This window comes from Nonlabens ponticola (assembly GCF_003966335.1).
GTDB classification, from domain to species: Bacteria; Bacteroidota; Bacteroidia; order Flavobacteriales; family Flavobacteriaceae; genus Nonlabens; species Nonlabens ponticola.
Genome location: NZ_CP034549.1, coordinates 2,164,099 through 2,186,350, shown reverse-complemented (window position 1 = coordinate 2,186,350; position 22,252 = coordinate 2,164,099). Strand labels below are relative to the sequence as shown.

The window sequence follows — 22,252 nt, the reverse complement described above, 5'->3', positions numbered from 1 at the left end:
ATTATAGCAACGATTGATAGGCAAGGCCTGTGAGAATTGCGATCCCAAAGCTAAGCAATGTTCCTATTAATACATATTCCGTCAACTTCATATTGCTTTCACGGTTCAAATCACCAAACCTAAAAACCGACTTTGCCGCCAGTAAAAATCCTACCGCCTCAAAATGACCGGCAACGATAAATACAAATACCAGTAATCGCTCAATCATGCCTATCCACTTTCCCGCATTCTTGAGCGAGTCAACGCCTACTTTGCGTGGATCTAGTTTCCATCTAGTGAAAAAGGTTTTGAGCGCGATGCTTACAGGTGCCGTCAGGAATAGCATGCCTGCGATGAATGCCCAAAAGTGCATTGATGACAATGACGGCATTACTATATTAAAGTTTGATAACCATAACCAGGCTATGACAAGTGTCGCAATGTGCGCTACTTGATCCAGCAGGAACAGCCAGCGTTTATTTTTCTTGTTGGTTAGGTACAACTTCGCTACATCGACCACGAGATGGCTTAGCATGATAAATAGCGCGATGTACCATAGCTCAATATTCCACAAGGCGATCCATGAAAGTAATCCATGCAGTAGTACATGGATATATAGGGACACGGACTTAAGCTTTTCAGCTTCTTTTTTTTGGACACTTTTGTCCGTTTGTAAGAAAAAATCGCCTATCAGGTGCGCGATGATTAGCTTAATTAGAACTGCTATGGGCATGGCTTATATCTTTATAAAATTGTTGAAACAATCGCAGTAACTGCTGCGTTTCTTTCCAGTTGGCACGATCTAGGCGTCTACTCGCGGTCGCTTGTTTCACGCCTAATCTTTTACCTAGCTCGTCCTGTTTTATGTCAGGTTGATCTAGCAATTCATAAACTGTTTCGGCACTATTGGTAGTCCAGCCATCCATGTATAGCATCGCCAGACGTAGTGATGTGTTCATATAGTTATCGATTGAGTTACCAGAATTGACTAACAAATTATGCCCTTTTTCCTTGAGCGAGTCCAGCAGCTCGCCAGATCTTGTGAGCGCGCTACCGGTTGAGACAGCGATGTTATTGTCTATAATCGTGACATCACCCAATCCTATCGCTACACGCGTATCTAGTGATTCTGTTTTTTTGAGCGCCGCCTTTATTTTAATACATGCATGTAATGCTTGTTCAGGATTAGTGAGCAGCGCCTGGTAACTGTCGCCACGGTAAATCTGGAACATCCCATCGCTAGAATGTTCTTTCAAGATATCTTGCAGTACTGTCAAGTATGCTTCAGGATCATGCTGTTGCGAGTTGATAATATCGCCTGCTATAATTGCTTCCATATTTTATTACCTAAATACGTAATAATCAAATATATTACATAAATACGTAATAATCGTAATTATTACCTAAAAGCGTAATAAATACAATTATTACTTAATAACGTAATAATATTGCTTTCTAATATTTGCGCGTTACCACTATGATTTCGCTCTCGCTCAAACATAGCGGTCAGGCTCTGCGCTACAATCTTTTTGTCCAGCTCATGGCTGGACAAAAAGGATTTCCACTACGATCCTTAACGCAAACTGATGATATCAATGAACTTAAAACTCATTGAACAGCACAGTATACCATATAAAATGAATTTTTATGTCTCAAATAGCCGACTACTTTTCACGATAGAGTGCCTAGAGATCATGAAATAAATTCAAGCTGACAAATAAAATACCACTCTGCTTGATATGATCAGCACTTAGAGGCACTCATTGAGCATACCCAAGATCTTAAGACGATTTAAGAATAATAAACCACCGTCATGCTCAATTTAATCCAGCATCTGATAATGATTATCAACATACTTGAGAGTCTGAAACAAGCTCAGGATGAAAGATTGTAATGTATTACTCATCATCACCAGCATTCAGTTCTAGATAATCAGGATCATTATCAACAGCACGACGCACCAGCTTTTCATTCACTGATTTGTTGGCTTTGGCGCCTAATTTTTTCAAACGTTCTACACGACCTATGAGGTTACCAGAACCTTCACTAAGCTTATTCATGCTGGACTTGTAGGTTTTTTGAACCGTATCCATTTGCTGGCCTACTTTGATAAGATCATCTGTAAGTCCTACGAACTTATCATAGAGCGATCCAGCGGCTTTGGCAATGTCTAGAGCGTTTTTTTGTTGCTTCTCATTTTGCCACATGGTATCAATGGTACGCAGCGTGGCAAGTAGAGTAGTAGGTGTCACAATCACGATATTCTTCTCAAACGCATCTGTGTATAGTGATTCATCAGCATGCAGTGCTGCTGCAAAAGCTGGTTCAATAGGAACAAAAAGCAGTACAAAATCTGGGCTTTCAATAGCGTAGAGTTCGTGATAGTTTTTGTCTGATAAATCATTCACGTGTTTACGTAAGGCAGCAACGTGAGCCTTGAGGTGCAAGTTCTGTTGTTGCTCGTCGTCTTCATTGACCCATCGTTCATAGGCATTGAGTGACACCTTTGAGTCAATCACCATTTTATTACCACCAGGCAAATACACCACCACATCAGGATAATAGATTTTACCTCCATCAGTACGCACGCTTTGTTGTACTTCATATTCTGATCCTTTTTCTAGTCCAGACTTCTCAAGTACGCGTTCTAGTACTAATTCACCCCAATTACCACGCATTTTGGAATCACCTTTCAATGCTTTGGTCAAGTTGCTGGTTTCCTTACTCATCTGCTCATTGAGTTCCTTGAGACCAATAATTTGCTGGCGCAACGAGCTTTGACGATCAATGGTATCTTTATGAGTGTCTTCCACACGCTTTTCAAAACTCTTAATCTTCTCTTGTAGTGGATTCAAGATCTGCTCTATATTTTGTTTATTTTGTGTGGTGAATTTGGTGCTTTTTTCATCCAGGATCTTGTTCGCTAGGTTCTCAAATTCTTTGGTGAATTTCTCGTTTAGTTTCTCTAGTTCGCCTTGTGATTCTGCATACTTTTCTTCTGCTTTCTCATGGATGGTGCGCATTTGCGCGAGCTGTACGCTGAGGTTTTCTTTTTCTTGATTTAGGGATTGATTGCGCTCCTCAAGCACAAGAAATCTATTGCGCAATTCTTCTAGCGTTTCTTTTTTCTGTGTGATTTCAGCTTGTAAGGTGCTTTGCTGTAGTCTCAAAGCATCGCGATCCAGTGCCACTTGTTGACTCTCAGTAACGGCTTGTTGCAAGCGCTCTTGTTCGCTTTTCAAGAATTGAAGTGGTGATGAAAATTTAGTTTTGGCAATGAACCATCCTATGATTGCACCGAACATCAAACCTGCCACGAGTATCACTATTGCAAAAACGTCTGCCGTCATAAAATTTACTTTAGGGTAAAGTTACAAAGTGACATACTGTAAAAGCCTGTGAATAACAATCACTTATTCACACCCATAAAAAGCTGGTTATTCTACGTCTTTTAGTGAATAAGAACCATTATTCCAATCGAGTAGTGGTGATGGAAAAAGCTGTTTAAGGATCTCTTTTTGCATAAATTCTGCGGTGCTTTTAAATCTCAAATAGTCATCATGAAAATAGAGCACCTGATCTGCCAGCGCAGTGGCCATCGCAATCTCGTGAGTTGAGAAGATGATGGTTTTATTTTGTTTTACCGTATACGACTTGAGTAGTGATAACAACTGCGCCTTATGATGTAGATCCAGATGATTGGTAGGTTCATCCATCAAAATATACTCGGTATCTTGAACTATACATCTTGCAATGAGCGCTCGTTGTACCTGACCATCACTTAGCTGGTGTAAGGGTCTGTTCTCAAGATCCTGTAATTCAAAATCTTGTATAGTAGATTCAATGATAGTTTGATCTTCATTTCCCAATCGTCCCAAAAAATCAGTGTAAGGCGACCTAGTGATTTCCAACAATTGTCTCACCGTGAGGCTTTGACTCATGTTTCTTTCAGTTGTCAAAATAGAAACACGCTGCGCTAATTTTTCCAGTGCGATGCTTGCAATAGGCTTTTTATCCAGCACTACATTTCCTTGAATAATATGGTCACCACTTGCAATCGCTCTTAGCAATGTTGATTTGCCCGTACCATTAGCACCTATGATGGCTATGAATTTTGCTTTCGCGAAAGCAATATGACCAATACACTGCGCCAGCACCTGATTTTTATATCCTATATGTAGATCCTGCAACAGTAACATTAGAAACGTAGGTATCTTTTTTTCACAATGAGCCATATGACGAGCGGCGCACCAATGATTGACGTGACTGCATTGATGGGCAATGAAAAGTTTGAAAATGGGACCTGTGATACCATGTCACAAATGAGTAATACGATAGCGCCTAGAATAATGACCAATGGTATCATTGTTTTATGATCGTTATAATGGATGAGTTGTCTCGCGATGTGTGGTATAGCAAGGCCTATAAAAGCAATAGGGCCTGCAAACGCAGTAATAGTACCAGCCAGCAAACAGGTAATGATGATCACCAGCCAGCGAGTTTGTGGGATATTTATTCCTAGACTGCGTGCGTAGTTCTCACCTAACAATAATGCATTTAACGGTTTTATGAGAAAGACAAGAGCAATCAAGGAAATTGTTATGATCACTGCTATAATTCCTAATTGTTGCCATGTGAGATTTCCTAGACTGCCCAAACCCCAAAAAACGTAGCGTTGTAATTGCTCGCTAGGACTTAAGTATTGCAAAATCCCGACAACGGCACTGCTCAAACTACCTACCATCAGACCGATGATCAATAATCCCATCGTGTCCTTGATGCGCAATGAGATTAATATGATGAGCATAAAAACCGCCAGACTGCCTAAAATACTTGAGATGATAATACCCGTATTATTGACGATTTCATAACCCATCACTGCACCGCCCAAAATGGCAATGGCAACACCTAATCCAGCTCCTGATGAAATTCCCAAGACAAACGGCCCAGCCAGTGGATTTTTAAACAATGTTTGCATGAGCAAACCTGCGATGGACAGTCCAGCGCCAGTAATTACAGCCATGATCGCACGTGGCAAGCGCAGTTGCGTTATAATGTAGTAATCGGTTGATTGTTTGCTAGAAAAAAGAATTGACCATAAATCATCAATAGGAATGTAAACCGATCCCAAAATACAGTCTGCAATAAATAGGACTGCTAATAGTAAAATTAATATGAGATAGATTCTTTTTCTCAAGGTTGTAGAGGATCAAAAAAGTAAAGTTCCATATCATCATTTTCACTAGAGTGAAAAATGGTTATCAAATCCTGCAAAACCAGGTCTGGTCGCATGGATGCTTCCTCATAATAGATGGTACCACCAGTTTTTCCTTGGCGTAGGGCAAAGGTGTACAATTGCTTCTCTTGAAAAGCTTTAAATAATTTATAGGACGCATTATCACCCAGCATCGTATTGTAAGACGTGTACTGTCCAGGCGCTATCCAGATATCTGCATCGCGTGAATCCTTTAATACGGTCTCAATATTATAGGAAAGTGATCCATCGCCTTCTTGATCTTTATAGATGTAGTCGCCACCAGCATCCTCAATCAATATTCCTTGCCATGAATTACCATAAGGTAAATACCATTGATCTTTCCATGTGGCACCAGCCATCACGGTAGGGCGATCATATGTTGAGGCTTGTTTTGCCGCCTCGAGGTAATCTCTTTCTATTTGATTGAAGATTTCTAGAGCTTCTTTCTCTTTGTCCAGCAATACACCAAATACCTTTATCCATTCCGCACGTCCTAATGGGTGCTGCTCAGTCCAGTCAGCATTAAATACGATGGGAATTCCAGCCCTGGCAATCATGTCATACTCTGGATTAGTACCGTCGATGCCGTAACCTATAAGCACATCAGGTGCTAAATCAATGACACGTTCTACATTAAGTGATTCATTGACACCCAATTCTTTTACGGTACCAGCATCAATGAGTTGACGAACTTCTGGCGAGCTGATGTAATCCATTCCTGGGAAACCAGCCAATTGATTTGTTGCATCTAGTAAGACCAGCGGTGTAATATGCGTTGTGCTGGTCGCGACTAGATCTTTTACGGGTATTTGGATTGCAGAGCGGTCAGCTGGCGCCATAGCCGATTCATTGATTAAATTGAATTGTTGCACTAGGTCAGATCCTGGCCATGGATTTTTTATGATGAGCTGGTAGCCAGATGCATTTGATAATTTTTTGATTTCAAAGCCTTTAGCATACTTAACTTCCAGCGATGCTGCGGTTTGATCTTCTACACTAGTTTCTTGCTTGTTTGCTGGTTTGCAAGCTGCGATGCTGATGAGTAAAACGACTAGAAAGCTATTGATCCATTTCATAGGGCTCAAAAATAGCCGAATATTAATTGATCACCTCAATTCTAATTTGTTTGAATGATTAGTGTGTGAACAAACTTAAGTGACTACTTTTGTGGCTTGTTATAGGTTACGCTTTCGCGAAAGCGAGATTATACAAAATCTCAAAAACACGAATACCGTATTAAAAGGGAATCTGGTGTAAGTCCAGAACTGTTCCCGCAACTGTAAAAACCCGTGATATATCGCGGTCTAGCAATAGGAGTTCATGAAGCGCCACTGAAAATTTGGGAAGGCCATGAATTGTTTAAGTCAGGAGACCTGCCATAGCAACTTATATTGTTAACCTTCGGGATAGAGGTGGCGATCCAAATACTTTGATTGATGCGCGATTGCGTGCTGCACATCCTTGTATACGACTGCTGTAGCTTTCCCGATCCTTTTATAGATCGATGATTAGAAATTTTCTTACCATGGCCCTTTTTGTGGCTGCAACCGCTATTAGTCTTGCACAAGTAGATAGTACCGCAACACCTTTAAAAGAAGTTACCGTGACGGCAGCTTCAAAATTTGAGCAAGCCCCTAAGGATAGCGGCAAGCCCGTTATAAAAATCACACAAGAAGACATTGAGCAACAAGCAGCTACTAGCGTGGCTGATCTGCTTAATCAATACGCTGGTATTGAGATCAATGGCGCGCGCAGCAATGCTGGTCAAAATCTTTCCTATTTTATAAGAGGTGGTAACAACCGTCAGGTTTCTTTCTTAATTGACGGCGCACAGGTCAATGATCCTAGTTTAATTGCAAGCGATTTTGATTTGCGTTTGATTGATTTGAGTCAAATTCAAGAAATTGAGATATTAAAAGGTGCCTCTAGTACCTTATATGGTGCCAACGCCAGTACAGCGGTAATCAACATCAAGCTGAAGGAAGCTGCAAGAAAAAAATTGCGTTTATCAGTCAATTCATTTGTAGGGACTAACAGCAGCGCAGAGGATCGGGATCTAGGTGCAGATGATATAAGTAACAGCATCAATGCCAGCGGTAGGCTGGATAACGGGTTGACCTATGGTGCTGGATTCCATCACCAATACACGTATGGATTAAGTGCCGTGGAGCCACTGGACGACAGCGATGCACGAGCAGATAAATTTAACCGCGTCAACGCGCTAGGCAGAATAGGATATGACAATGAGCGCGATTTTAAGATCACGAGCTATGTCTCCTTTGATGAATACACTGCCGAGTTTGACAATTTTGACTTTACTGATGCCGATAATGAGACGTACAGCAGGCAAATACGTTGGGGTACCAATGCAGAATATACCTATGCAGATCGTGGATCCATCGTTTATAATGACGTGAGTACACACACGCGTCGAGACACACGCAGTGGCTCGCCAACAATTTTTAATGCAGATGGTTACTCGCTGGATCTTTATAACAAATACGCTTTCAATTTATCCAATGATGGTGAACACCAATTGAAAACAATTGTTGGATTTAATTTTAGAACCGATAGTTTTGAGAGTGAGGCTGTACCATTTGGCGGTACAGGATTTGAGGAAACCGCAAATGAGGATGATACCAACTTCCAGATCTATGATCCTTATGTAAATCTGGTTTATGAGAGTGATTTTGGGTTCAATTTGAATACCGGTGTACGCTATAATATCCACAGCGATTATGACAATGAATTTATTTACAGTGTCAACCCATCGATTAGTTTTGATCTGGACGGTGGCTCTGTTTTAAAAGCTTATGGTAGTTATAGTACTGCTTATATCACGCCTAGCTTGTTTCAGTTGTTTGATCAAAGTTTTGGTCTAGGGAATCCAGACCTACAACCAGAGACTAATATCACAAGAGAAATAGGACTAGAGTGGTTTTGTGGATTGACGACCTTGACCTTTAGTGTTTATGAGCGACAGTCCGATGACGAGGTGATTTTTGTAAGCGATCCAGTGACTTTTGCAGGTAGCTATGAAAATGCAGATGCGAGAACCAATGTATTTGGTTTTGAAGCCAGCGCACAAACAACCTTTGCAAATCGTTATAACCTTGCGGTCAATTACTCGTACACAGATTGTACAGATAATGTCGTGATACAGCGAGTGCCTAGACAAAAAGTCAACGCATCCTTGAGATCAAAGCTTACTGAAAAGGCTTTTTTGACACTGCGCTACCAGTATAATGATGCAAGACAAGATGCATTCTTTAGTCCAGTGACTTTTACTGCCGAAGATGTGACGCTTGATTCCTACCAGCTATTTGATCTAGACGCAACCTACAATGCAAGTAAAAAACTCACGCTTTATGCTGGAGTCTCTAATATTTTCAATGAGGATTTTGCAGAGGTATTTGGATTCCAAACCAGAGGCCGCAACTATAAAGTTGGCCTAAGAGTGAATCTATAGCATTAGTTTGCTAGTAAAAATTTCAAGGGTATGTGCACGCGTTTATTCCAGTAATTCTCGTCGTGTTCATGCCCTTCAAATTTTAGCGACATGTAGCTATTGTCGTTGTAGCCAGCTTGTTCAAATATTTCATCTACTTCTTTTTGATACGGTTCATACGTTGCGTCAAGCGTCTCAGTGCCATAATCAAAGTAAATGATGCGGTTGTCGCTTGATGGAATGGCCTCTGGTAATTCATCGATGAGCGCTTCACCTAATATAGGAATTGGCCAGTGGGTACTCATGCATGCTGCACGGCCAAATACTACTGGATATTCCACAAACGCATACAATGATATCAAGCCACCCATGGAACTTCCCATGATGGCAGTGTCCTCGGGTCTTTGAGATACCTGAAAATTTTTGTCGACATAGGGCTTCAACTCGCTTGTTAGAAACTTCAGGTAATTGTCACTGTATAATTCATTGTAGCCTGTGTTCTTTTTCAATTCCGCTTTCGCGAAAGCAGTACGAGTCAAATCACCTGGTAACTGCGGCATGTACTCATTAAAACGTTTATCAGCGTGTGACCATGCGGCAACCACAATAGTAGGAGCAATGCTGCTAGATTGAAGCAGTGAATCCATTTTCTCGCCTATGAGCCATGACTTACCATAGTTTGAATTTGCGGTTGTGAAAGCTGTTTGACCATCCTGCATGTATAGTACTTTGTAAGTGACATCCTTTTTTGGGTAGCCAGCAGGAAGCCATATCTCGACGTTGCGGTTGTCGACATAGTTCGACTTGAAATCTTCTAGGAATAAAACGGTGTCCTTATATATAGGGTTTGCCATTGATACCGATGTATCAATTTTGGCGGCATTTTTTGTAAAAACGTTTTTTGGGCTTTGATCCTTACATGATGTAATTAAAACTAGTAATAAAAGAAGATTTATGTATTTCATCCGTATAAATTTACAATTAGACAGCTTTTGGCAGTTATCGAAATTAATTAAAAATTAATCTAAATCAGATTAAAAGTATCGATTAAACGATAAAAAGCATTATTCTGAAAATATTATCAAATTTTCAATAAGTACTTAAGTTCCTGTAAAACAATAACATGCATTATTTTTGTGCATTTCATCGATAAATAGTGTTTGTTTAACGCGATATTGCATTGCATATTTGAACCACGTTAAACACAACAACTCTACAAATCATGAAAAAATTTACATTAACATCAGCATTACTTTTAAGCTTAACTGCTTTAGTTTCATGTTCATCAGATAATGAGGAGCTAGACGCTAGCGACATATCTTCTGAAGACTTAGGAAAAGTAACTCTTTTTACTGGAAGCAACACATCAGGAAAAATCAACGTTTTTGATTTTACTGATTTCTCTAATGTAACTAACAAATCATTCCTATCTGCTAGCCGTGATAGTGATGGATTACACTATGACCCAACACAAGATTGTTTATTTGAGGCTTCAAGGTCTGAAAACAACATACTTGTCTTTCAAAATTTAGGAGCTTCGGAGTCTGGAGCTGCTCTTGCACCAACCTTAAGAAGTGATGTACAAGTTGAGAATGCTCGTGATATCGCTGTATCTGGTAACATGATTGTGGTAAGCGCTGACTCAAGAGGCACAGGCGATAGTAACAAGTTTTTTGTCTATGAGTCAACACCAGAATCTGTTAGACTTTTAAATATTTATGAAACTGGTAACCAACACTGGGGCATTTTCCTAGCTGGCAACACATTGTACGCAGCACGTGATAACAGTGGTACTATTGCAGTTTACAATGACTTTTTCTCCAACAGTTCAGGCGAACTAACTGCTGATGATATTGTAACCATAGAAGGTGCTGAATCTTTAAGAGGCGTTACTTATGACGATGTTGAAGACTGTCTTTTCCTTGCAGATGTAGGTAACCCACTAGACGATAGCGATGGTGCTATCCATACTATTAGAAACTTCTCAGTTATCTATAGCGGTCTTGAAAATTATGGAACAATCACATCAGACGATGTAGCAACAGTAAAAGGTAGCAATACCATGTTAGGCAACCCAGTTGACCTTGAATACGATAACATTAGTAAAGTACTCTACACTGCAGAGCGTGCTACCAATGGCGGTATGGCTCTAGCATTTGATAATGCAGTACTAGGTGGCGATATGGCACCAATGATTCAAAAATCAGTATCTGGTATCTCAAGCATCTACTTAAACGTAGAGTAATCGAGTATCACATACTAACCGTACAATTTGTAGAGTAGATTGTAGATAAGAAGAGGCTGAGAAATCAGTCTCTTTTTTATTATATGTAACTGAGATAGTCGGGATTACGCTTTCGCGAAAGCATAACAGAAATCATTATCACTTACAAGCAAATTATTGTAGAGCAAGCATCACTCTTTAAGGCCAAACTTGATAGCTAGAAGTAAGGCAAAGAAAGCAAGAAAGCCTACCAAAATCCAGATAACGCCTTTATAATTCTTGCGGTGCAAGGTTTTATCCTTGCGATACATGAAAGTGATGAGTATGACAAAAGCAATAAAAAAAATAATCCCAAAAACAATTTGCCCTTGAGAAAACATAGGATCCTTTATTGCGGCTAGAATAGTGGTCATATCACGTGATTTTTGTAAAATTACAAAGCAAACAACTACCATCCATGAAAAAGCAAATTAAGGCCGTTGAGGAATTTCATACCGCATTCAAACTTAATAAGAAGAAGACTCCAACCATTAATATCTCGCTAGAGCGCAAACTATTGCGATATGAGCTCATGCGGGAAGAAAATGAAGAATATTTAGAGGCTGCCAAACATGATGACCTCATAGAAGTTGCTGACGCGTTGGGCGATATGCTATACATTTTATGCGGTACCATTATCGAGCACGGTATGCAGGAAGTAATCGAGGACATATTTGACGAGATTCAAAAATCAAACATGAGCAAATTGGGTGCAAATGGACAACCTATCTATCGTGAAGATGGTAAGGTATTGAAAGGTCCAGATTATTTCAAACCAGACTTTGGTAAGATCCTTAAAGATGCTACCGGTAATGACTAATGAAAACTTAAATGTTATTAATCTGCCTGATGTACCACAGGAAGAATTTGAAAAACATCCCAAGCGTTTTTTGAATAAAAAGCTCATTGCCAAAACGCTTTTTATGTTGCCATTATTAATTGGTGTTATTGTCATGGTGTTTTTTGTAGATACTTGGATTGCTGTCGCTGCTGGTTCTTTGTGGTTGTTGCTATTGATTTTGGTATTATTTCTGGCATACAAAGAATATTTTGTACGAGGTTATGTCCTGCGAGAAAAAGACATCACATACAGATACGGCTGGTTATTCCATCATGAAATCACCGTACCCTTTAATCGCATACAGCACACTGAGGTAAATGATGGTCCGATTGATCGAGCCTTCAATTTGTGTGAATTGCAGATTTACACCGCAGGTGGATCAGCGTCTGATTTAAGTATTTCAGGACTAGATCCTATGGTCGCGGCAAAGCTCAAAGACTTTATATCAGGAAAAGCCACGCGCCATGCCTGATTTGAGCGTTCCCAATAGGCAAAGTCCCAAAAGTATACTGGTATATCTGTTTAAGAATATCAAGGGTCTTATCGCTTTGGGATTCTATGTTTTGATAGGTTCACGAGCATTTTCTAACAGCTGGATTGTTCTTGTTGTCGCAGTGCTTGTAGGATTCAGTGTTTTTATATCACCAATTTTAAAGTACTATTTCTTTAAGTTTTATGTTGTTGATGACGAGCTAATCATTGAACAAGGCGTTCTTAATAAAGAACGAAAAGCCATACCACTAGAACGTATACAGAGTGTCAATATCAATCAAAACGTTGCACAGCGATTACTCAATGTAGTCGCGGTCGATATTGAAACGGCAGGTTCTAAAGCTAAGGAACTAGAGATACCAGCGCTAGAGCGCTCTTTTGCTCAAAGTTTCAAGGATTTACTGCAGGAAAAAGCCACACAAGTCATTGATTCAAATGATGCTCTTAAAAATGAAAACTTTGCTGATCAAGAAGATTCAAGCACGCAACAGCCAGCAATTGATGTACAGGATAAAAGACCTTTACTACAATTAAGTATGGTAGACTTATTAAAGGTAGGTCTTACACAAAATCATCTGCGTAGTGGTGGCTTGGCTTTGGGAATTGTTTTTGGATTCTGGTACAAGATCAAGGATGTGGTAGAGTATTTTTATGAGGAACAACTGGATCTTGATTACGAGAGCGTCGTCGCTGGAGCGACTATTAGTCTTGTGGTTTTTGTGATTATAAGTTTTTGCATCATTGCAGTACTGGTAAGCATGATACTTGTCATCAATAAATTCTGGGATTACAGTATTTACAAGAAGGGAAATTACCTAGAAGTAAATATGGGATTGCTCAATAGGCGTGAGGTTAAGATACCTATCAATAAGATACAGATTCTGGAATTTCATTCGAACCCGTTGCGTAAGATGCTGGGATATCAAACAGCCCGAATCTATCAAGCTCAATCGGAAAATAACGAGCTCAATAATATTACTGTTCCTGCTTGTACGTCAGATAAAATGGCGCAGTTGCAGCAAATTATCTTTGGGAAAATACCAGAAGTTGATCAGCAACCTATGCATTCTATAGCATGGTCGCACGCTAGACTTAATTTATATATTGTGTCTATTTTCACTGTCTTACCAGCGGCGGTTTTTGTTTATTTTGAACAATATTGGTTGGTGGCGATTCCTGCCTTAGTATTATTATGGACGACTTATAATGCTTATAAATCTGGTGAACATACACGAATTTTGAAAGCTAGCGAGTTGTTGACGCTTCATAAAGGATGGCTATTCCCATCAATCATTATCACGCCAGTTTTTAAACTACAGGCAAGTGAGGCATGCCGCAGTATTTTTCTTAAACGTAGAGCGCAATCTCATTTCAAATTTCACACCGCTGGAGGTTCTCGCGGTGCTAGATACTTCAATACTAGTGAGGTACATAGACTCAAAAATGATACAAATAATCAAGTGATTGCAAGCGATCGCTACTGGATGTAGTGATTAATATATTCTGGTATCCATAATCTGGCTGATGACCCATTTGTCATCAAAAAGCACCAATGTAAAGCTGTTGCGACCCGAGTGCGATAGGTCACCATTGATGTAGAATTCATAATCTGTATGAACTGTTGCGATGCCGTCATCGCTTATAATTTCATTAGATGTAAGCCGCTCCTCAAAATCTACGGTCTCGGGAATAGCAGCGATACCGTCCAACAAATTCTCAATGGAACTGTAAACGATGAGTTGTTTGTTTGCACGATTTGCAATGGACAATACGGATGGCTCTGCAATAAATTTTGTTCTCATCGCAGTGGTGTCTTGCAAATGAAACGCTTTGAAAAAATCATCCACAACCACAATTGCAGGATGTTTGTCGAGCATCACGGTTTCGGTCGTTGTGGCGGTTGTTTGTTGTGAGTTAGCTTTCGCGAAAGCTAATAAAGCAATGATCATTATAACAACGAGTCTCATATCCTACGGTTTAAAGTCTTGCTAATATCACTATTTTTACCCGATAAAACACGCCTATGTCAACCGCCAAAAAAGAATATAAACGCGTCACCGTAAAATCGCTTACTGAAATGAAGGCCAATGCCGAGAAGATTTCTATGCTTACCGCATATGATTTTACCATGGCTAAAATTATTGATAGCGCAGGTATCGACGTGATTCTAGTAGGTGACAGTGCGAGTAATGTCATGGCTGGTCATGAGACGACGCTGCCAATAACGCTAGATCAAATGATTTATCACGCTGGTAGTGTAGTGCGTGGTGTGGATAGGGCCTTGGTAGTTGTGGACTTACCCTTTGGTAGTTATCAAAGTGATCCTAAAGAGGCGTTGCGCAGTGCCATACGTATCATGAAAGAAAGCGGTGCGCACACTGTAAAACTAGAAGGTGGTAGCGAGGTTAAGGATTCCATAAAACGTATTCTCAATGCTGGTATTCCAGTAATGGGACATCTGGGTTTAACACCACAATCTATTTATAAGTTTGGCACGTACACTGTACGGGCCAAAGAAGAAGCAGAAGCTAATAAACTCAAGGAAGATGCCTTGATGTTAGAGAAGTTGGGATGTTTTGCACTGGTGCTAGAGAAAGTTCCAGCAGCGCTGGCACAGCAGGTAGCAGACAGTCTTACTATTCCTGTAATTGGGATAGGTGCTGGATCTGGTGTTGATGGTCAGGTGCTAGTTTCTCACGATATGTTTGGAATGACGCATGAATTTAACCCACGATTCTTGCGCCGGTATATGAACCTTTATGAGGATATGGGTAAGGCTGTGGATCAGTATAACAAGGATGTCAAGAGCAAGGACTTTCCTAATGATGATGAGCAGTACTAGTCTAGTATTTCTAGGACCTCGTCATAATAATTAGTCAACACCATAATATCCATTTGATTGTTTACGGCGTCTCTCGCGTCTGTCATCAATAGTTCTGTCTCACGCTTTACAACATCATAGAATGAATCGTGAATGGCTTCTTGCTGTGCAAGGTGTTTCATCATGAGAAACAGCTTTTGCATCACAACCATGTCGTGTTTACAATAGGTACGATAAGCCACCATTGTTTGGTAGAGCAAATCTGTGAAGTCAACCGTTTTTACTTTTATTAGAGGCTCTTCGCTATCTTCTGCACGTATGATAGTGTTATCATTTTTCTTCATGCGCAGTGCAAAAAGCTCCATGAGATAATTGATTGTGTCCAGTGCAGTTCCTGGATCATTTATTCCTGGGCTCATTGCCTTGACGCCGATTTCAGCAATTTGTTTAAAACCTAGGACATAATTATCATATACAAGTTCAGACTCATTGAAGTTGAAGTTTTTATAGAGTTCTTCTTCTTGCTCATCAGTCAATTTTTTACTGGTTCTGGCAATAGGTTGCCCTTCAAATATGTATTGTCCCTTGATGATGATAAATTCAAATTTGATATCATACTCTTCTGCCATTCCTTGTAGGGCAACGGCGCTATAATTTTGAAGTGTCCCGTTTTGTTTTGAATTATAAATATTCCAATCATCAGTATCTGGCCAATCATTCTTTGCCTCCGAATCATCAACCACTTCTTGAAGTCGCTCGTTAGTAACGTTATAAATCTTTTTGAGGATTTGATTAATTTGAATACTTGTAGAGATACTATGAATAAAATAGACAAAGGCAGCTAGTGCGATAACCGCCGATAATACGCCTATAAATACCGACAATGCTGGCATGGTATATCCATCAGACTTGGATTCAATACCCAGTATAGTAATCATGTTGTATAAAATCATCGCTAGAAATGTTCCCAGGATCGTCTGGTGTCTTCTATTAGCGATAAGACTGGGAAGAACGCGTGGCGAGTAATTATTTGCCGCCTGTGATAATAAAAGCATTACCATTGAGAATGAAAATACCAGCATGCTCAATCCACTGGCGATAAGTGTACTTAAAATGTTCCTAACGGTATCTGCATCGCTTACTACTAGCCATGGTGCGTGGTCAGAAAGATATTTTGAGATACCGGACTGCTCTGCAAATTTCATCACGATACCTAAAATAACCGCAGTCACCGCATAGAAAGTAGGGTAGAAGGCGATGCTGCTGGTGATGATGTTGAAAAAGGAGCGTACGCGGAAAAAGATTTTCTTCATATGTTAAAAGTAAGCTAGAGCCACAACCTCGATGGTTAACGATTTCCTAAGTATTGTGTATTTTCACAAAAAGAGCAGCTGTGATGAATTATACTGAAAAAGAGAAAGAAGACATACTTGTTGAGCTCATTAAAATGGCTCATGCCGACGCTCACTTAAAGAAAGAGGAAATAGAATTCATCAAAGCCTTGGGTAAACGATTGGGAATTGATGATGATCAGGTCTTACAAATGATTGAGCATCCCGAAACGGGTAAAATTTCACCGCCTAAGTCATTCACACAGCGCATCGTTCATTTTCATCGACTGATGCTCATGATGCATATTGATGGTGTTGTGGACGATGGAGAGCTTCAGTTTTTACACGAGGTGGCTCTTAAATATGGGATAAGACAAAGTACGGTGGCTATGCTATTGGCTAAAATGAAACAGTATCCACATGGAGATATACCACCTACGGAGCTACTTTCTATACATACGCAAACGAGCAACTAAGACAAGTTGACATTTTATTCAGGACAAAAAGCGACATTGTGTCGCTTTTTTGTTTTGGTACTTGAATTGACTGTAGCTAATCATAATTTAAAAATTGATATTATGAAATTAGCACATAGAACAGCAAACAATTGGTTACCATCATTGATTGATGATATGTTTAATAACGACTATGCAGGCGGTAGCGCGGTAAGAGCGAGCCAACCAGCAGTAAACATTGCTGAAGGTGATGATCACTTCGCACTAGAAATGGTGATACCGGGCTTTAGCAAGGATGAAGTGAGCATTGAGATCGATCAAGACGTATTGAGCATCTATGCAGAGGTAGAGACTGAAGAAAAGGAAGCTACTGAGCAGTTTACTCGCCAGGAGTTTGTAAAGAAATCTTTTAAGCGAAGCTTCAATTTGCCAGAAACGGTTAATCAGGATAAGATCGACGCAAACTATGAAGATGGTATCTTGAAGGTAGCTCTTCCCAAAAAAGAAGAAGCTTTACCACAGCCTAAGCGTATGATTTCGCTTAAATAATGGTATAGAAGATTGGATGAGCTCTAAGCAAAAAAAATCCCAGCCGATAGGCTGGGATTTTTTGTAATATTTAAAAAAGCCTATTAAAGTTTTGCAATCGTAATTTGATTTTTCCCTTCAAAAGTATTCAGATTGACTGAGCCGTAATTATCTGGCATTTTGAGTTGCACTTTCAATCTAGCACCTGCATCAAGTTTGACAGTAGTGTGTAAATTTCTATACACCTCACCATTACCGTTATGATTTGGTTCGCTAATCAGAACAAAATCAAAATCAGAAGGACCTCCAACACCATCAGGATCTACCTGGATGCCGATACCGAATTGATCTACAGTGGCATTTGCACTTGTAATAACGTACATGGAATTGACTTGATATATTCCATCAACAGGCGCCGTGAAGATACCAGTATTATTATCGTAACCAGAACCATCATCGACAACTTCAGTCGCGTAGATTAAATCGTTCCAATCATCCATACTATTATTTTGATTTGGGTTGGAAAGCGATGATTGCGAACCTGTAGCCTTCACATAAATAGTGGCAGGAGTATTGGCATCAGCCCACGTAGCTTGACCAGCTCCATCAGTTGTTAGAACTTGACCAGCGGTACCAGTATCTGTAGTTAAATCATATCCTGCAGATGAAGCTGTATTATCTTGTCGGATACCGAATTTTGAACCGACAAAATAACCTGAATAAGCCGTGGCAGCCGCATCACTATTTACTTCGCTGTAAACCCCATAAATAGTTCCTGTACTTGCAGCATCACCTACCACAGATTTTAAACCATAATTTTCAACTTCTGGAGCATTATCGTCTCTTACTGCAACAATATTCTCAATTCCAGTATGTACGCCGTCACCAGATAAAGAAACATTGTTAAGAATACCTACTTTATTGTCACTTGAAGCCGTATTGTTGATACTAATACCAAAACTGTTGCCTACAGAGCTTGTATGCCTATTAGTCACGCTCAATGTGGTGCGATCTTGGCTAGCACCAGTTTCATTTTCAATAGTTACTATGGCTGCGGTTGAACTATCTCTACCAAATCTGGTTCTTCCAGTTCTAAATGCTTCAGCATCTACTGTGGTAGCGAAATCTGTCGATCCATCGTTATAAAAAGCACTGCTAGGTGCTGCGTTCTCCTGCTTGATGTACTGAGTTCCATCAAACATATAAATACCTTCGGTACCATCGGTAGTATCTAGGTAAAGCATCAATCCTCGCTGATTAGCGGTAGGAAAAGTAGCATCGCCAGACACAGGAAGCGCTGTAACTCGAGGTAAGATAACACCATTGTATTCACCAGCTTCAAGTGAGGCTTTTGAGACAATCTCAAGGTCTGCTGTAGGTGTGATGGTATTTAGACCGACTTGTGCAGTGGCAAAAGACCCGATTAAACAAATAAGTAGAGTAGAATATAAATGTTTCATTTTCAGAAATTTCTATTGAAATAGTCTGTAAAAATAGAAAACATAACAGTGGAAAACTGGCGTAAAGCCTTGTGCTACCTGCAATTAAGCAGTTAAACGTTTCAAGTGGTAGGTGGTCTTAAATAAACGTTGAAAGCAATAAAATAATCGTCCAATGAATTAAGAATTAATTGGCTTTTTCAGCAGCTAATTTCTCTTGAAACATCTTGATTTGGTCGCGTAAACGTGCCGCTTCCATAAAGTCCAATTCTTTAGCCGCAGTCTCCATTTTTTTGCGAGTACTGCGTATTTTCTTCTCAAGATCGCCTACACTCATATAGCTAGCTTCTTCTTCTGCGGCAGCGAGATTGAGCGTTTCCTCTATGGCGTATACGGCTTTGGTTTTTCCGGCAAGTGCGCTATCTAGACTCTTTTTAATCGCAGTAGGCGTCAGTCCATGTTCCTCATTGTAAGCAATTTGTTTTGATCGACGATATTCTGTCTCGTCGATTGTCTTTTGCATACTTTCTGTGATCTTGTCAGCATATAAAATGGCAAGTCCGTTAACGTTACGTGCGGCACGTCCTATGGTTTGCGTGAGCGATCGATTGTTGCGCAAGAAACCTTCTTTATCAGCATCTAGAATCGCTACAAGAGAAACCTCAGGTAGGTCAAGACCTTCACGCAATAAATTAACTCCTATTAGCACATCAAATAAACCACGTCTCAAGTCACTCATGATCTCTACCCGTTCAAGGGTATCAACATCACTGTGAATATATCTACAGCGCACGTTGATGCGAGTAAGGTATTTGGTAAGCTCTTCTGCCATACGCTTGGTAAGCGTCGTAATCAAGACACGTTCATCGCGCTCTTCTCGCACGCGTATTTCTTCAACCAGGTCGTCAATTTGATTTTGACTAGGTCTTACTTCGATAATGGGATCCAGCAATCCTGTTGGTCTTATAATCTGCTCAACCACAACACCTTCACTTTTCTCCAGCTCATAGTCTGCCGGTGTGGCGCTCACGTAAACTACCTGGTTTTGCAAGGCTTCAAACTCTTCAAACTTGAGTGGACGATTGTCCATGGCGGCTGGCAATCTAAAGCCGTAATCTACCAGATTAACTTTTCTAGACCTATCGCCACCATACATAGCGCCCACTTGTGGAACGCTCACATGGCTCTCATCGATGACCATCAAGAAATCATCTGGAAAGTAGTCCAGCAAACAAAATGGTCTCGTGCCAGGCATTCTACCATCCAGGTATCTACTGTAGTTCTCAATACCGCTACAATAGCCTAGTTCACGTATCATTTCTAGATCAAACTCCGTACGTTCTTCAATACGTTTAGCTTCAAGAGGCTTGCCTATTTCTTTGAAATATTCCACCTGTTTGACAAGGTCTTCTTGAATCGAGTGGATCGCATTTTGCAATCTGTCTGGTGATGTTACAAACATGTTTGCCGGATAGATTGTGATTTGCTCGTACTTTTCAATCACGCGACCGTCCGTAGGATTAAAACGCTCGATTTCCTCAATCTCATCACCAAAAAAGTGTATTCTAAACGCCGTATCTGCATAGCTAGGAAATACATCAATCGTATCGCCTTTGATGCGGAAGTTTCCACGGCCGAACTCTGCTGTTGTGCGAGAGTAAAGACTTTGAACCAATTGCTTGAGCAAGTCCGTTCGAGCTATAACTTGATCTTTGGCCAGACGCACCACGTTTTTTTGGAATTCAATAGGATTCCCTATACCGTACAAACAAGAAACTGATGCTACGACAATGATGTCACGACGTCCAGAAAGTAGAGAAGAAGTTGTGCTCAATCGCATCTTCTCGATCTCTTCATTGATAGAAAGATCCTTCTCTATATACGTGCTGCTAGTTGGTATAAATGCTTCTGGCTGATAATAATCATAATAGGAAACAAAATATTCAACCGCATTCTCAGGAAAGAACGATTTGAACTCGCTGTATAATTGAGCAGCCAGTGTTTTATTGTGACATAATACCAGTGTTGGCTTCTGTACACTCTCGACCACGTTTGCCATGGTAAACGTCTTACCACTACCAGTCACACCCAGCAGCGTCTGGTATCGATCCTGATTCTCAATTCCCTTTACCAACTTCTTGATGGCTGCCGGTTGATCACCAGTAGGTTGAAAGTCTGACTCTATCTTAAATTCCATGAAGTGTAAAAATAGTGGGTGGTTTGTTCCGCTTTCGCGAAAGCAAGGTTAAAAATAGCCTACCTGCAACAATCAAGCATAAAAAAAGCCTCTTATCGAGGCTTTTAAGTTTCTTAGATTTTTACAAGCCACTCATGCTCATCATTAACGCGATTGTAATGTATGTCACTCAGTTTTTGTTTAAATAATGTAGCATAGCTGTCGTCCACGGCAGGCAAGTCATGCACAAAGTCTTCATGCTTGTAACCTAATACTGGCACGATCACAGCGGCTGTTCCTGTTCCAAAAATTTCTTTAAGTTCACCGTTAGCAGCGGCTTCATTCATTTCTTTGACACTTACTCTACGCTCTTCTACATCAATGTTATGATCCTTAGCCAGCTGTATGACACTGCGGCGCGTCACACCATTGAGAATCCTATCATTGTGTGGTGAGGTCAATAGCTTATCACCTATGCGTACAAAAATGTTCATGGTACCAGCTTCTTCAAGATACTCATGAGTTGCAGCGTCTGTCCATATGATTTGCTGGTAACCTTCTTCCAGCGCGAGATTGTTAGGATAAAAACTCGCGGCATAATTTCCAGCGGCTTTGGCATAACCTACACCACCATCAGCAGCGCGAGAGAATTGAGAAGCTATGATGACCCTAACATCGCCTCTATAATAAGCTCTTGCTGGTGACATAACAATCATGAATTTATACTCAGTCGATGGTGCTGCGGCAACTCCATTCTCACTGGCAATCATAAAAGGTCTCAAGTATAGCGACACGCCATCACCTTGTCGTACCCATTCACGATCTAGATCTACAAGTTTCTTGAGGCCATCCATGAAGATTTCTTCTGGTACGGTAGGCATTGCAAGACGCTTGGCGCTTTCATTAAAACGTATCCAATTATCTTCTGGTCTAAATAGATGCACGTTGCCTTGAGCATCTTTAAAGGCTTTCATACCTTCAAAAATAGCTTGCCCATAATGAAAGACTTTACTACTAGGCTCTACCATAATAGGCCCGTAAGGTTTGATGTGAGCGGTTTCCCATTTGCCATCGCGCCACGTGCATTCCAGCATATGGTCTGTAAAGGTTTTTCCAAAAATCAAATTATCAAAATTGGTCGTGCCAACTCTTGATTCTTGAACTTGATCTACAACGATGTCGTGAGTGCTTGTCATCAGTTTTTTAATTTTTTGCAAAGATA

Annotated in this window: 21 protein-coding genes and 1 riboswitch; of the genes, 8 read left to right on the top strand and 13 right to left on the bottom strand. The window is 40.3% G+C overall.

The genetic code is table 11. From position 1 onward, the window contains the following. Position 1 precedes the first annotated feature (1 nt). The 6 genes from EJ995_RS09970 to EJ995_RS09945 all read right to left on the bottom strand — a co-directional run bounded on the left by EJ995_RS09970 (position 2) and on the right by EJ995_RS09945 (position 6,312). Positions 2 to 712 (bottom strand): DUF3307 domain-containing protein, encoded by a 711-nt coding sequence (locus EJ995_RS09970; RefSeq protein WP_241234623.1) that lies wholly within the window; start codon positions 710 to 712, stop codon positions 2 to 4. Continuing rightward, entirely contained in the window at positions 690 to 1,316 is a 627-nt protein-coding gene (locus tag EJ995_RS09965) for a hypothetical protein (RefSeq protein ID WP_126448106.1), read from the bottom strand. The genes EJ995_RS09970 and EJ995_RS09965 overlap by 23 nt, the downstream gene beginning before the upstream one ends. Before the next feature lie 561 nt (positions 1,317 to 1,877). Next, on the bottom strand, positions 1,878 to 3,329 hold the full coding sequence (gene rmuC / locus EJ995_RS09960; RefSeq protein ID WP_126448104.1) for a DNA recombination protein RmuC: 1,452 nt from the start codon (positions 3,327 to 3,329) through the stop codon (positions 1,878 to 1,880). Between the two features lie 87 nt (positions 3,330 to 3,416). After that, positions 3,417 to 4,178, bottom strand: a complete 762-nt coding sequence (locus EJ995_RS09955; protein WP_164549903.1) for an ABC transporter ATP-binding protein — start codon at positions 4,176 to 4,178, stop codon at positions 3,417 to 3,419. Further along, a complete protein-coding gene (locus tag EJ995_RS09950) occupies positions 4,178 to 5,176 on the bottom strand; it encodes a FecCD family ABC transporter permease (RefSeq protein WP_126448100.1) in 999 nt (332 codons plus the stop codon). Before EJ995_RS09950 ends, EJ995_RS09955 begins: the two co-directional genes overlap by 1 nt. Further along, a complete protein-coding gene (locus EJ995_RS09945) occupies positions 5,173 to 6,312 on the bottom strand; it encodes an ABC transporter substrate-binding protein (RefSeq protein WP_126448098.1) in 1,140 nt (379 codons plus the stop codon). Before EJ995_RS09945 ends, EJ995_RS09950 begins: the two co-directional genes overlap by 4 nt. An 85-nt stretch (positions 6,313 to 6,397) precedes the next feature. Then, positions 6,398 to 6,631, top strand: a riboswitch (cobalamin riboswitch). A gap of 109 nt (positions 6,632 to 6,740) precedes the next feature. On the opposite strand from EJ995_RS09945, the gene EJ995_RS09940 reads away from it, so the two are divergent. Further along, entirely contained in the window at positions 6,741 to 8,705 is a 1,965-nt protein-coding gene (locus EJ995_RS09940; RefSeq protein WP_126448096.1) for a TonB-dependent receptor plug domain-containing protein, read from the top strand. A gap of 2 nt (positions 8,706 to 8,707) precedes the next feature. Here EJ995_RS09940 and EJ995_RS09935 read toward each other — a convergent pair whose 3' ends face one another. Further along, positions 8,708 to 9,649, bottom strand: a complete 942-nt coding sequence (locus EJ995_RS09935; protein ID WP_126448094.1) for an alpha/beta hydrolase — start codon at positions 9,647 to 9,649, stop codon at positions 8,708 to 8,710. A gap of 257 nt (positions 9,650 to 9,906) precedes the next feature. On the opposite strand from EJ995_RS09935, the gene EJ995_RS09930 reads away from it, so the two are divergent. Further along, a complete protein-coding gene (locus EJ995_RS09930) occupies positions 9,907 to 10,929 on the top strand; it encodes an LVIVD repeat-containing protein (protein WP_126448092.1) in 1,023 nt (340 codons plus the stop codon). A gap of 170 nt (positions 10,930 to 11,099) precedes the next feature. Here EJ995_RS09930 and EJ995_RS09925 read toward each other — a convergent pair whose 3' ends face one another. Continuing rightward, positions 11,100 to 11,321, bottom strand: a complete 222-nt coding sequence (locus EJ995_RS09925; RefSeq protein WP_394342059.1) for a hypothetical protein — start codon at positions 11,319 to 11,321, stop codon at positions 11,100 to 11,102. Positions 11,322 to 11,365: 44 nt separating this feature from the next. Here EJ995_RS09925 and EJ995_RS09920 point away from each other — a divergent pair, with 44 nt between their 5' ends. The 3 genes from EJ995_RS09920 to EJ995_RS09910 are packed head-to-tail and all read left to right on the top strand — an operon-like array spanning position 11,366 to position 13,770. Continuing rightward, positions 11,366 to 11,767: a pyrophosphohydrolase domain-containing protein gene (locus EJ995_RS09920; protein ID WP_126448090.1), complete on the top strand. Its 402-nt coding sequence runs from the start codon at positions 11,366 to 11,368 to the stop codon at positions 11,765 to 11,767. Beyond that, on the top strand, positions 11,760 to 12,260 hold the full coding sequence (locus EJ995_RS09915; protein ID WP_126448088.1) for a PH domain-containing protein: 501 nt from the start codon (positions 11,760 to 11,762) through the stop codon (positions 12,258 to 12,260). Before EJ995_RS09920 ends, EJ995_RS09915 begins: the two co-directional genes overlap by 8 nt. Beyond that, on the top strand, positions 12,253 to 13,770 hold the full coding sequence (locus tag EJ995_RS09910; RefSeq protein ID WP_126448086.1) for a PH domain-containing protein: 1,518 nt from the start codon (positions 12,253 to 12,255) through the stop codon (positions 13,768 to 13,770). Before EJ995_RS09915 ends, EJ995_RS09910 begins: the two co-directional genes overlap by 8 nt. A 3-nt stretch (positions 13,771 to 13,773) precedes the next feature. On the opposite strand, the gene EJ995_RS09905 is transcribed toward EJ995_RS09910, so the two are convergent. After that, positions 13,774 to 14,247 carry a nuclear transport factor 2 family protein gene (locus tag EJ995_RS09905; protein ID WP_126448083.1) on the bottom strand — a complete coding sequence of 158 codons (474 nt, stop codon included), beginning with the start codon at positions 14,245 to 14,247 and terminating at the stop codon, positions 13,774 to 13,776. Between the two features lie 56 nt (positions 14,248 to 14,303). Between EJ995_RS09905 and panB the strand changes: the two genes are divergently transcribed. Then, positions 14,304 to 15,122, top strand: coding sequence for a 3-methyl-2-oxobutanoate hydroxymethyltransferase (gene panB / locus EJ995_RS09900; RefSeq protein WP_126448081.1), 819 nt, complete (start codon positions 14,304 to 14,306; stop codon positions 15,120 to 15,122). Here panB and EJ995_RS09895 read toward each other — a convergent pair. Beyond that, the gene (locus tag EJ995_RS09895) at positions 15,119 to 16,414 is read right to left on the bottom strand and encodes a DUF2254 domain-containing protein (protein WP_126448080.1); all 1,296 of its coding nucleotides are present in this window, start codon (positions 16,412 to 16,414) and stop codon (positions 15,119 to 15,121) included. The two genes, panB and EJ995_RS09895, sit on opposite strands and share 4 nt — an antisense overlap. A gap of 80 nt (positions 16,415 to 16,494) precedes the next feature. Here EJ995_RS09895 and EJ995_RS09890 point away from each other — a divergent pair, with 80 nt between their 5' ends. Together EJ995_RS09890 and EJ995_RS09885 are read left to right on the top strand one after the other, a co-directional pair. Continuing rightward, positions 16,495 to 16,908 carry a tellurite resistance TerB family protein gene (locus EJ995_RS09890; protein ID WP_126448078.1) on the top strand — a complete coding sequence of 138 codons (414 nt, stop codon included), beginning with the start codon at positions 16,495 to 16,497 and terminating at the stop codon, positions 16,906 to 16,908. Positions 16,909 to 17,010: 102 nt separating this feature from the next. Then, positions 17,011 to 17,436, top strand: a complete 426-nt coding sequence (locus EJ995_RS09885; RefSeq protein ID WP_126448076.1) for an Hsp20/alpha crystallin family protein — start codon at positions 17,011 to 17,013, stop codon at positions 17,434 to 17,436. Between the two features lie 83 nt (positions 17,437 to 17,519). On the opposite strand, the gene EJ995_RS09880 is transcribed toward EJ995_RS09885, so the two are convergent. The 3 genes from EJ995_RS09880 to EJ995_RS09870 all read right to left on the bottom strand — a co-directional run bounded on the left by EJ995_RS09880 (position 17,520) and on the right by EJ995_RS09870 (position 22,226). Further along, positions 17,520 to 18,875: a hypothetical protein gene (locus tag EJ995_RS09880; protein ID WP_126448074.1), complete on the bottom strand. Its 1,356-nt coding sequence runs from the start codon at positions 18,873 to 18,875 to the stop codon at positions 17,520 to 17,522. 166 nt (positions 18,876 to 19,041) lie between these two features. After that, complete coding sequence (gene uvrB, locus EJ995_RS09875; RefSeq protein ID WP_126448072.1) at positions 19,042 to 21,051, bottom strand: excinuclease ABC subunit UvrB; 2,010 nt, start codon at positions 21,049 to 21,051, stop codon at positions 19,042 to 19,044. Between the two features lie 113 nt (positions 21,052 to 21,164). After that, positions 21,165 to 22,226, bottom strand: a complete 1,062-nt coding sequence (locus EJ995_RS09870; protein ID WP_126448070.1) for a branched-chain amino acid aminotransferase — start codon at positions 22,224 to 22,226, stop codon at positions 21,165 to 21,167. Between the last annotated feature and the right edge of the window lie 26 nt (positions 22,227 to 22,252).

Excerpts from the sequence above, each read along its gene's own strand:
- EJ995_RS09870 (WP_126448070.1), bottom strand. The coding sequence starts at position 22,226 with ATGACAAGCACTCACGACATCGTTGTAGATCAAGTTCAAGAATCAAGA.
- EJ995_RS09895 (WP_126448080.1), bottom strand. The coding sequence starts at position 16,414 with ATGAAGAAAATCTTTTTCCGCGTACGCTCCTTTTTCAACATCATCACC.
- EJ995_RS09935 (WP_126448094.1), bottom strand. The coding sequence starts at position 9,649 with ATGAAATACATAAATCTTCTTTTATTACTAGTTTTAATTACATCATGT.
- EJ995_RS09930 (WP_126448092.1), top strand. The coding sequence starts at position 9,907 with ATGAAAAAATTTACATTAACATCAGCATTACTTTTAAGCTTAACTGCT.
- uvrB (WP_126448072.1), bottom strand. The coding sequence starts at position 21,051 with ATGGAATTTAAGATAGAGTCAGACTTTCAACCTACTGGTGATCAACCG.
- EJ995_RS09920 (WP_126448090.1), top strand. The coding sequence starts at position 11,366 with ATGAAAAAGCAAATTAAGGCCGTTGAGGAATTTCATACCGCATTCAAA.
- EJ995_RS09925 (WP_394342059.1), bottom strand. The coding sequence starts at position 11,321 with ATGACCACTATTCTAGCCGCAATAAAGGATCCTATGTTTTCTCAAGGG.
- EJ995_RS09945 (WP_126448098.1), bottom strand. The coding sequence starts at position 6,312 with ATGAAATGGATCAATAGCTTTCTAGTCGTTTTACTCATCAGCATCGCA.
- EJ995_RS09940 (WP_126448096.1), top strand. The coding sequence starts at position 6,741 with ATGATTAGAAATTTTCTTACCATGGCCCTTTTTGTGGCTGCAACCGCT.
- EJ995_RS09955 (WP_164549903.1), bottom strand. The coding sequence starts at position 4,178 with ATGTTACTGTTGCAGGATCTACATATAGGATATAAAAATCAGGTGCTG.
- EJ995_RS09970 (WP_241234623.1), bottom strand. The coding sequence starts at position 712 with ATGCCCATAGCAGTTCTAATTAAGCTAATCATCGCGCACCTGATAGGC.
- EJ995_RS09905 (WP_126448083.1), bottom strand. The coding sequence starts at position 14,247 with ATGAGACTCGTTGTTATAATGATCATTGCTTTATTAGCTTTCGCGAAA.
- EJ995_RS09880 (WP_126448074.1), bottom strand. The coding sequence starts at position 18,875 with ATGAAACATTTATATTCTACTCTACTTATTTGTTTAATCGGGTCTTTT.
- panB (WP_126448081.1), top strand. The coding sequence starts at position 14,304 with ATGTCAACCGCCAAAAAAGAATATAAACGCGTCACCGTAAAATCGCTT.
- EJ995_RS09910 (WP_126448086.1), top strand. The coding sequence starts at position 12,253 with ATGCCTGATTTGAGCGTTCCCAATAGGCAAAGTCCCAAAAGTATACTG.
- rmuC (WP_126448104.1), bottom strand. The coding sequence starts at position 3,329 with ATGACGGCAGACGTTTTTGCAATAGTGATACTCGTGGCAGGTTTGATG.
- EJ995_RS09915 (WP_126448088.1), top strand. The coding sequence starts at position 11,760 with ATGACTAATGAAAACTTAAATGTTATTAATCTGCCTGATGTACCACAG.
- EJ995_RS09965 (WP_126448106.1), bottom strand. The coding sequence starts at position 1,316 with ATGGAAGCAATTATAGCAGGCGATATTATCAACTCGCAACAGCATGAT.
- EJ995_RS09885 (WP_126448076.1), top strand. The coding sequence starts at position 17,011 with ATGAAATTAGCACATAGAACAGCAAACAATTGGTTACCATCATTGATT.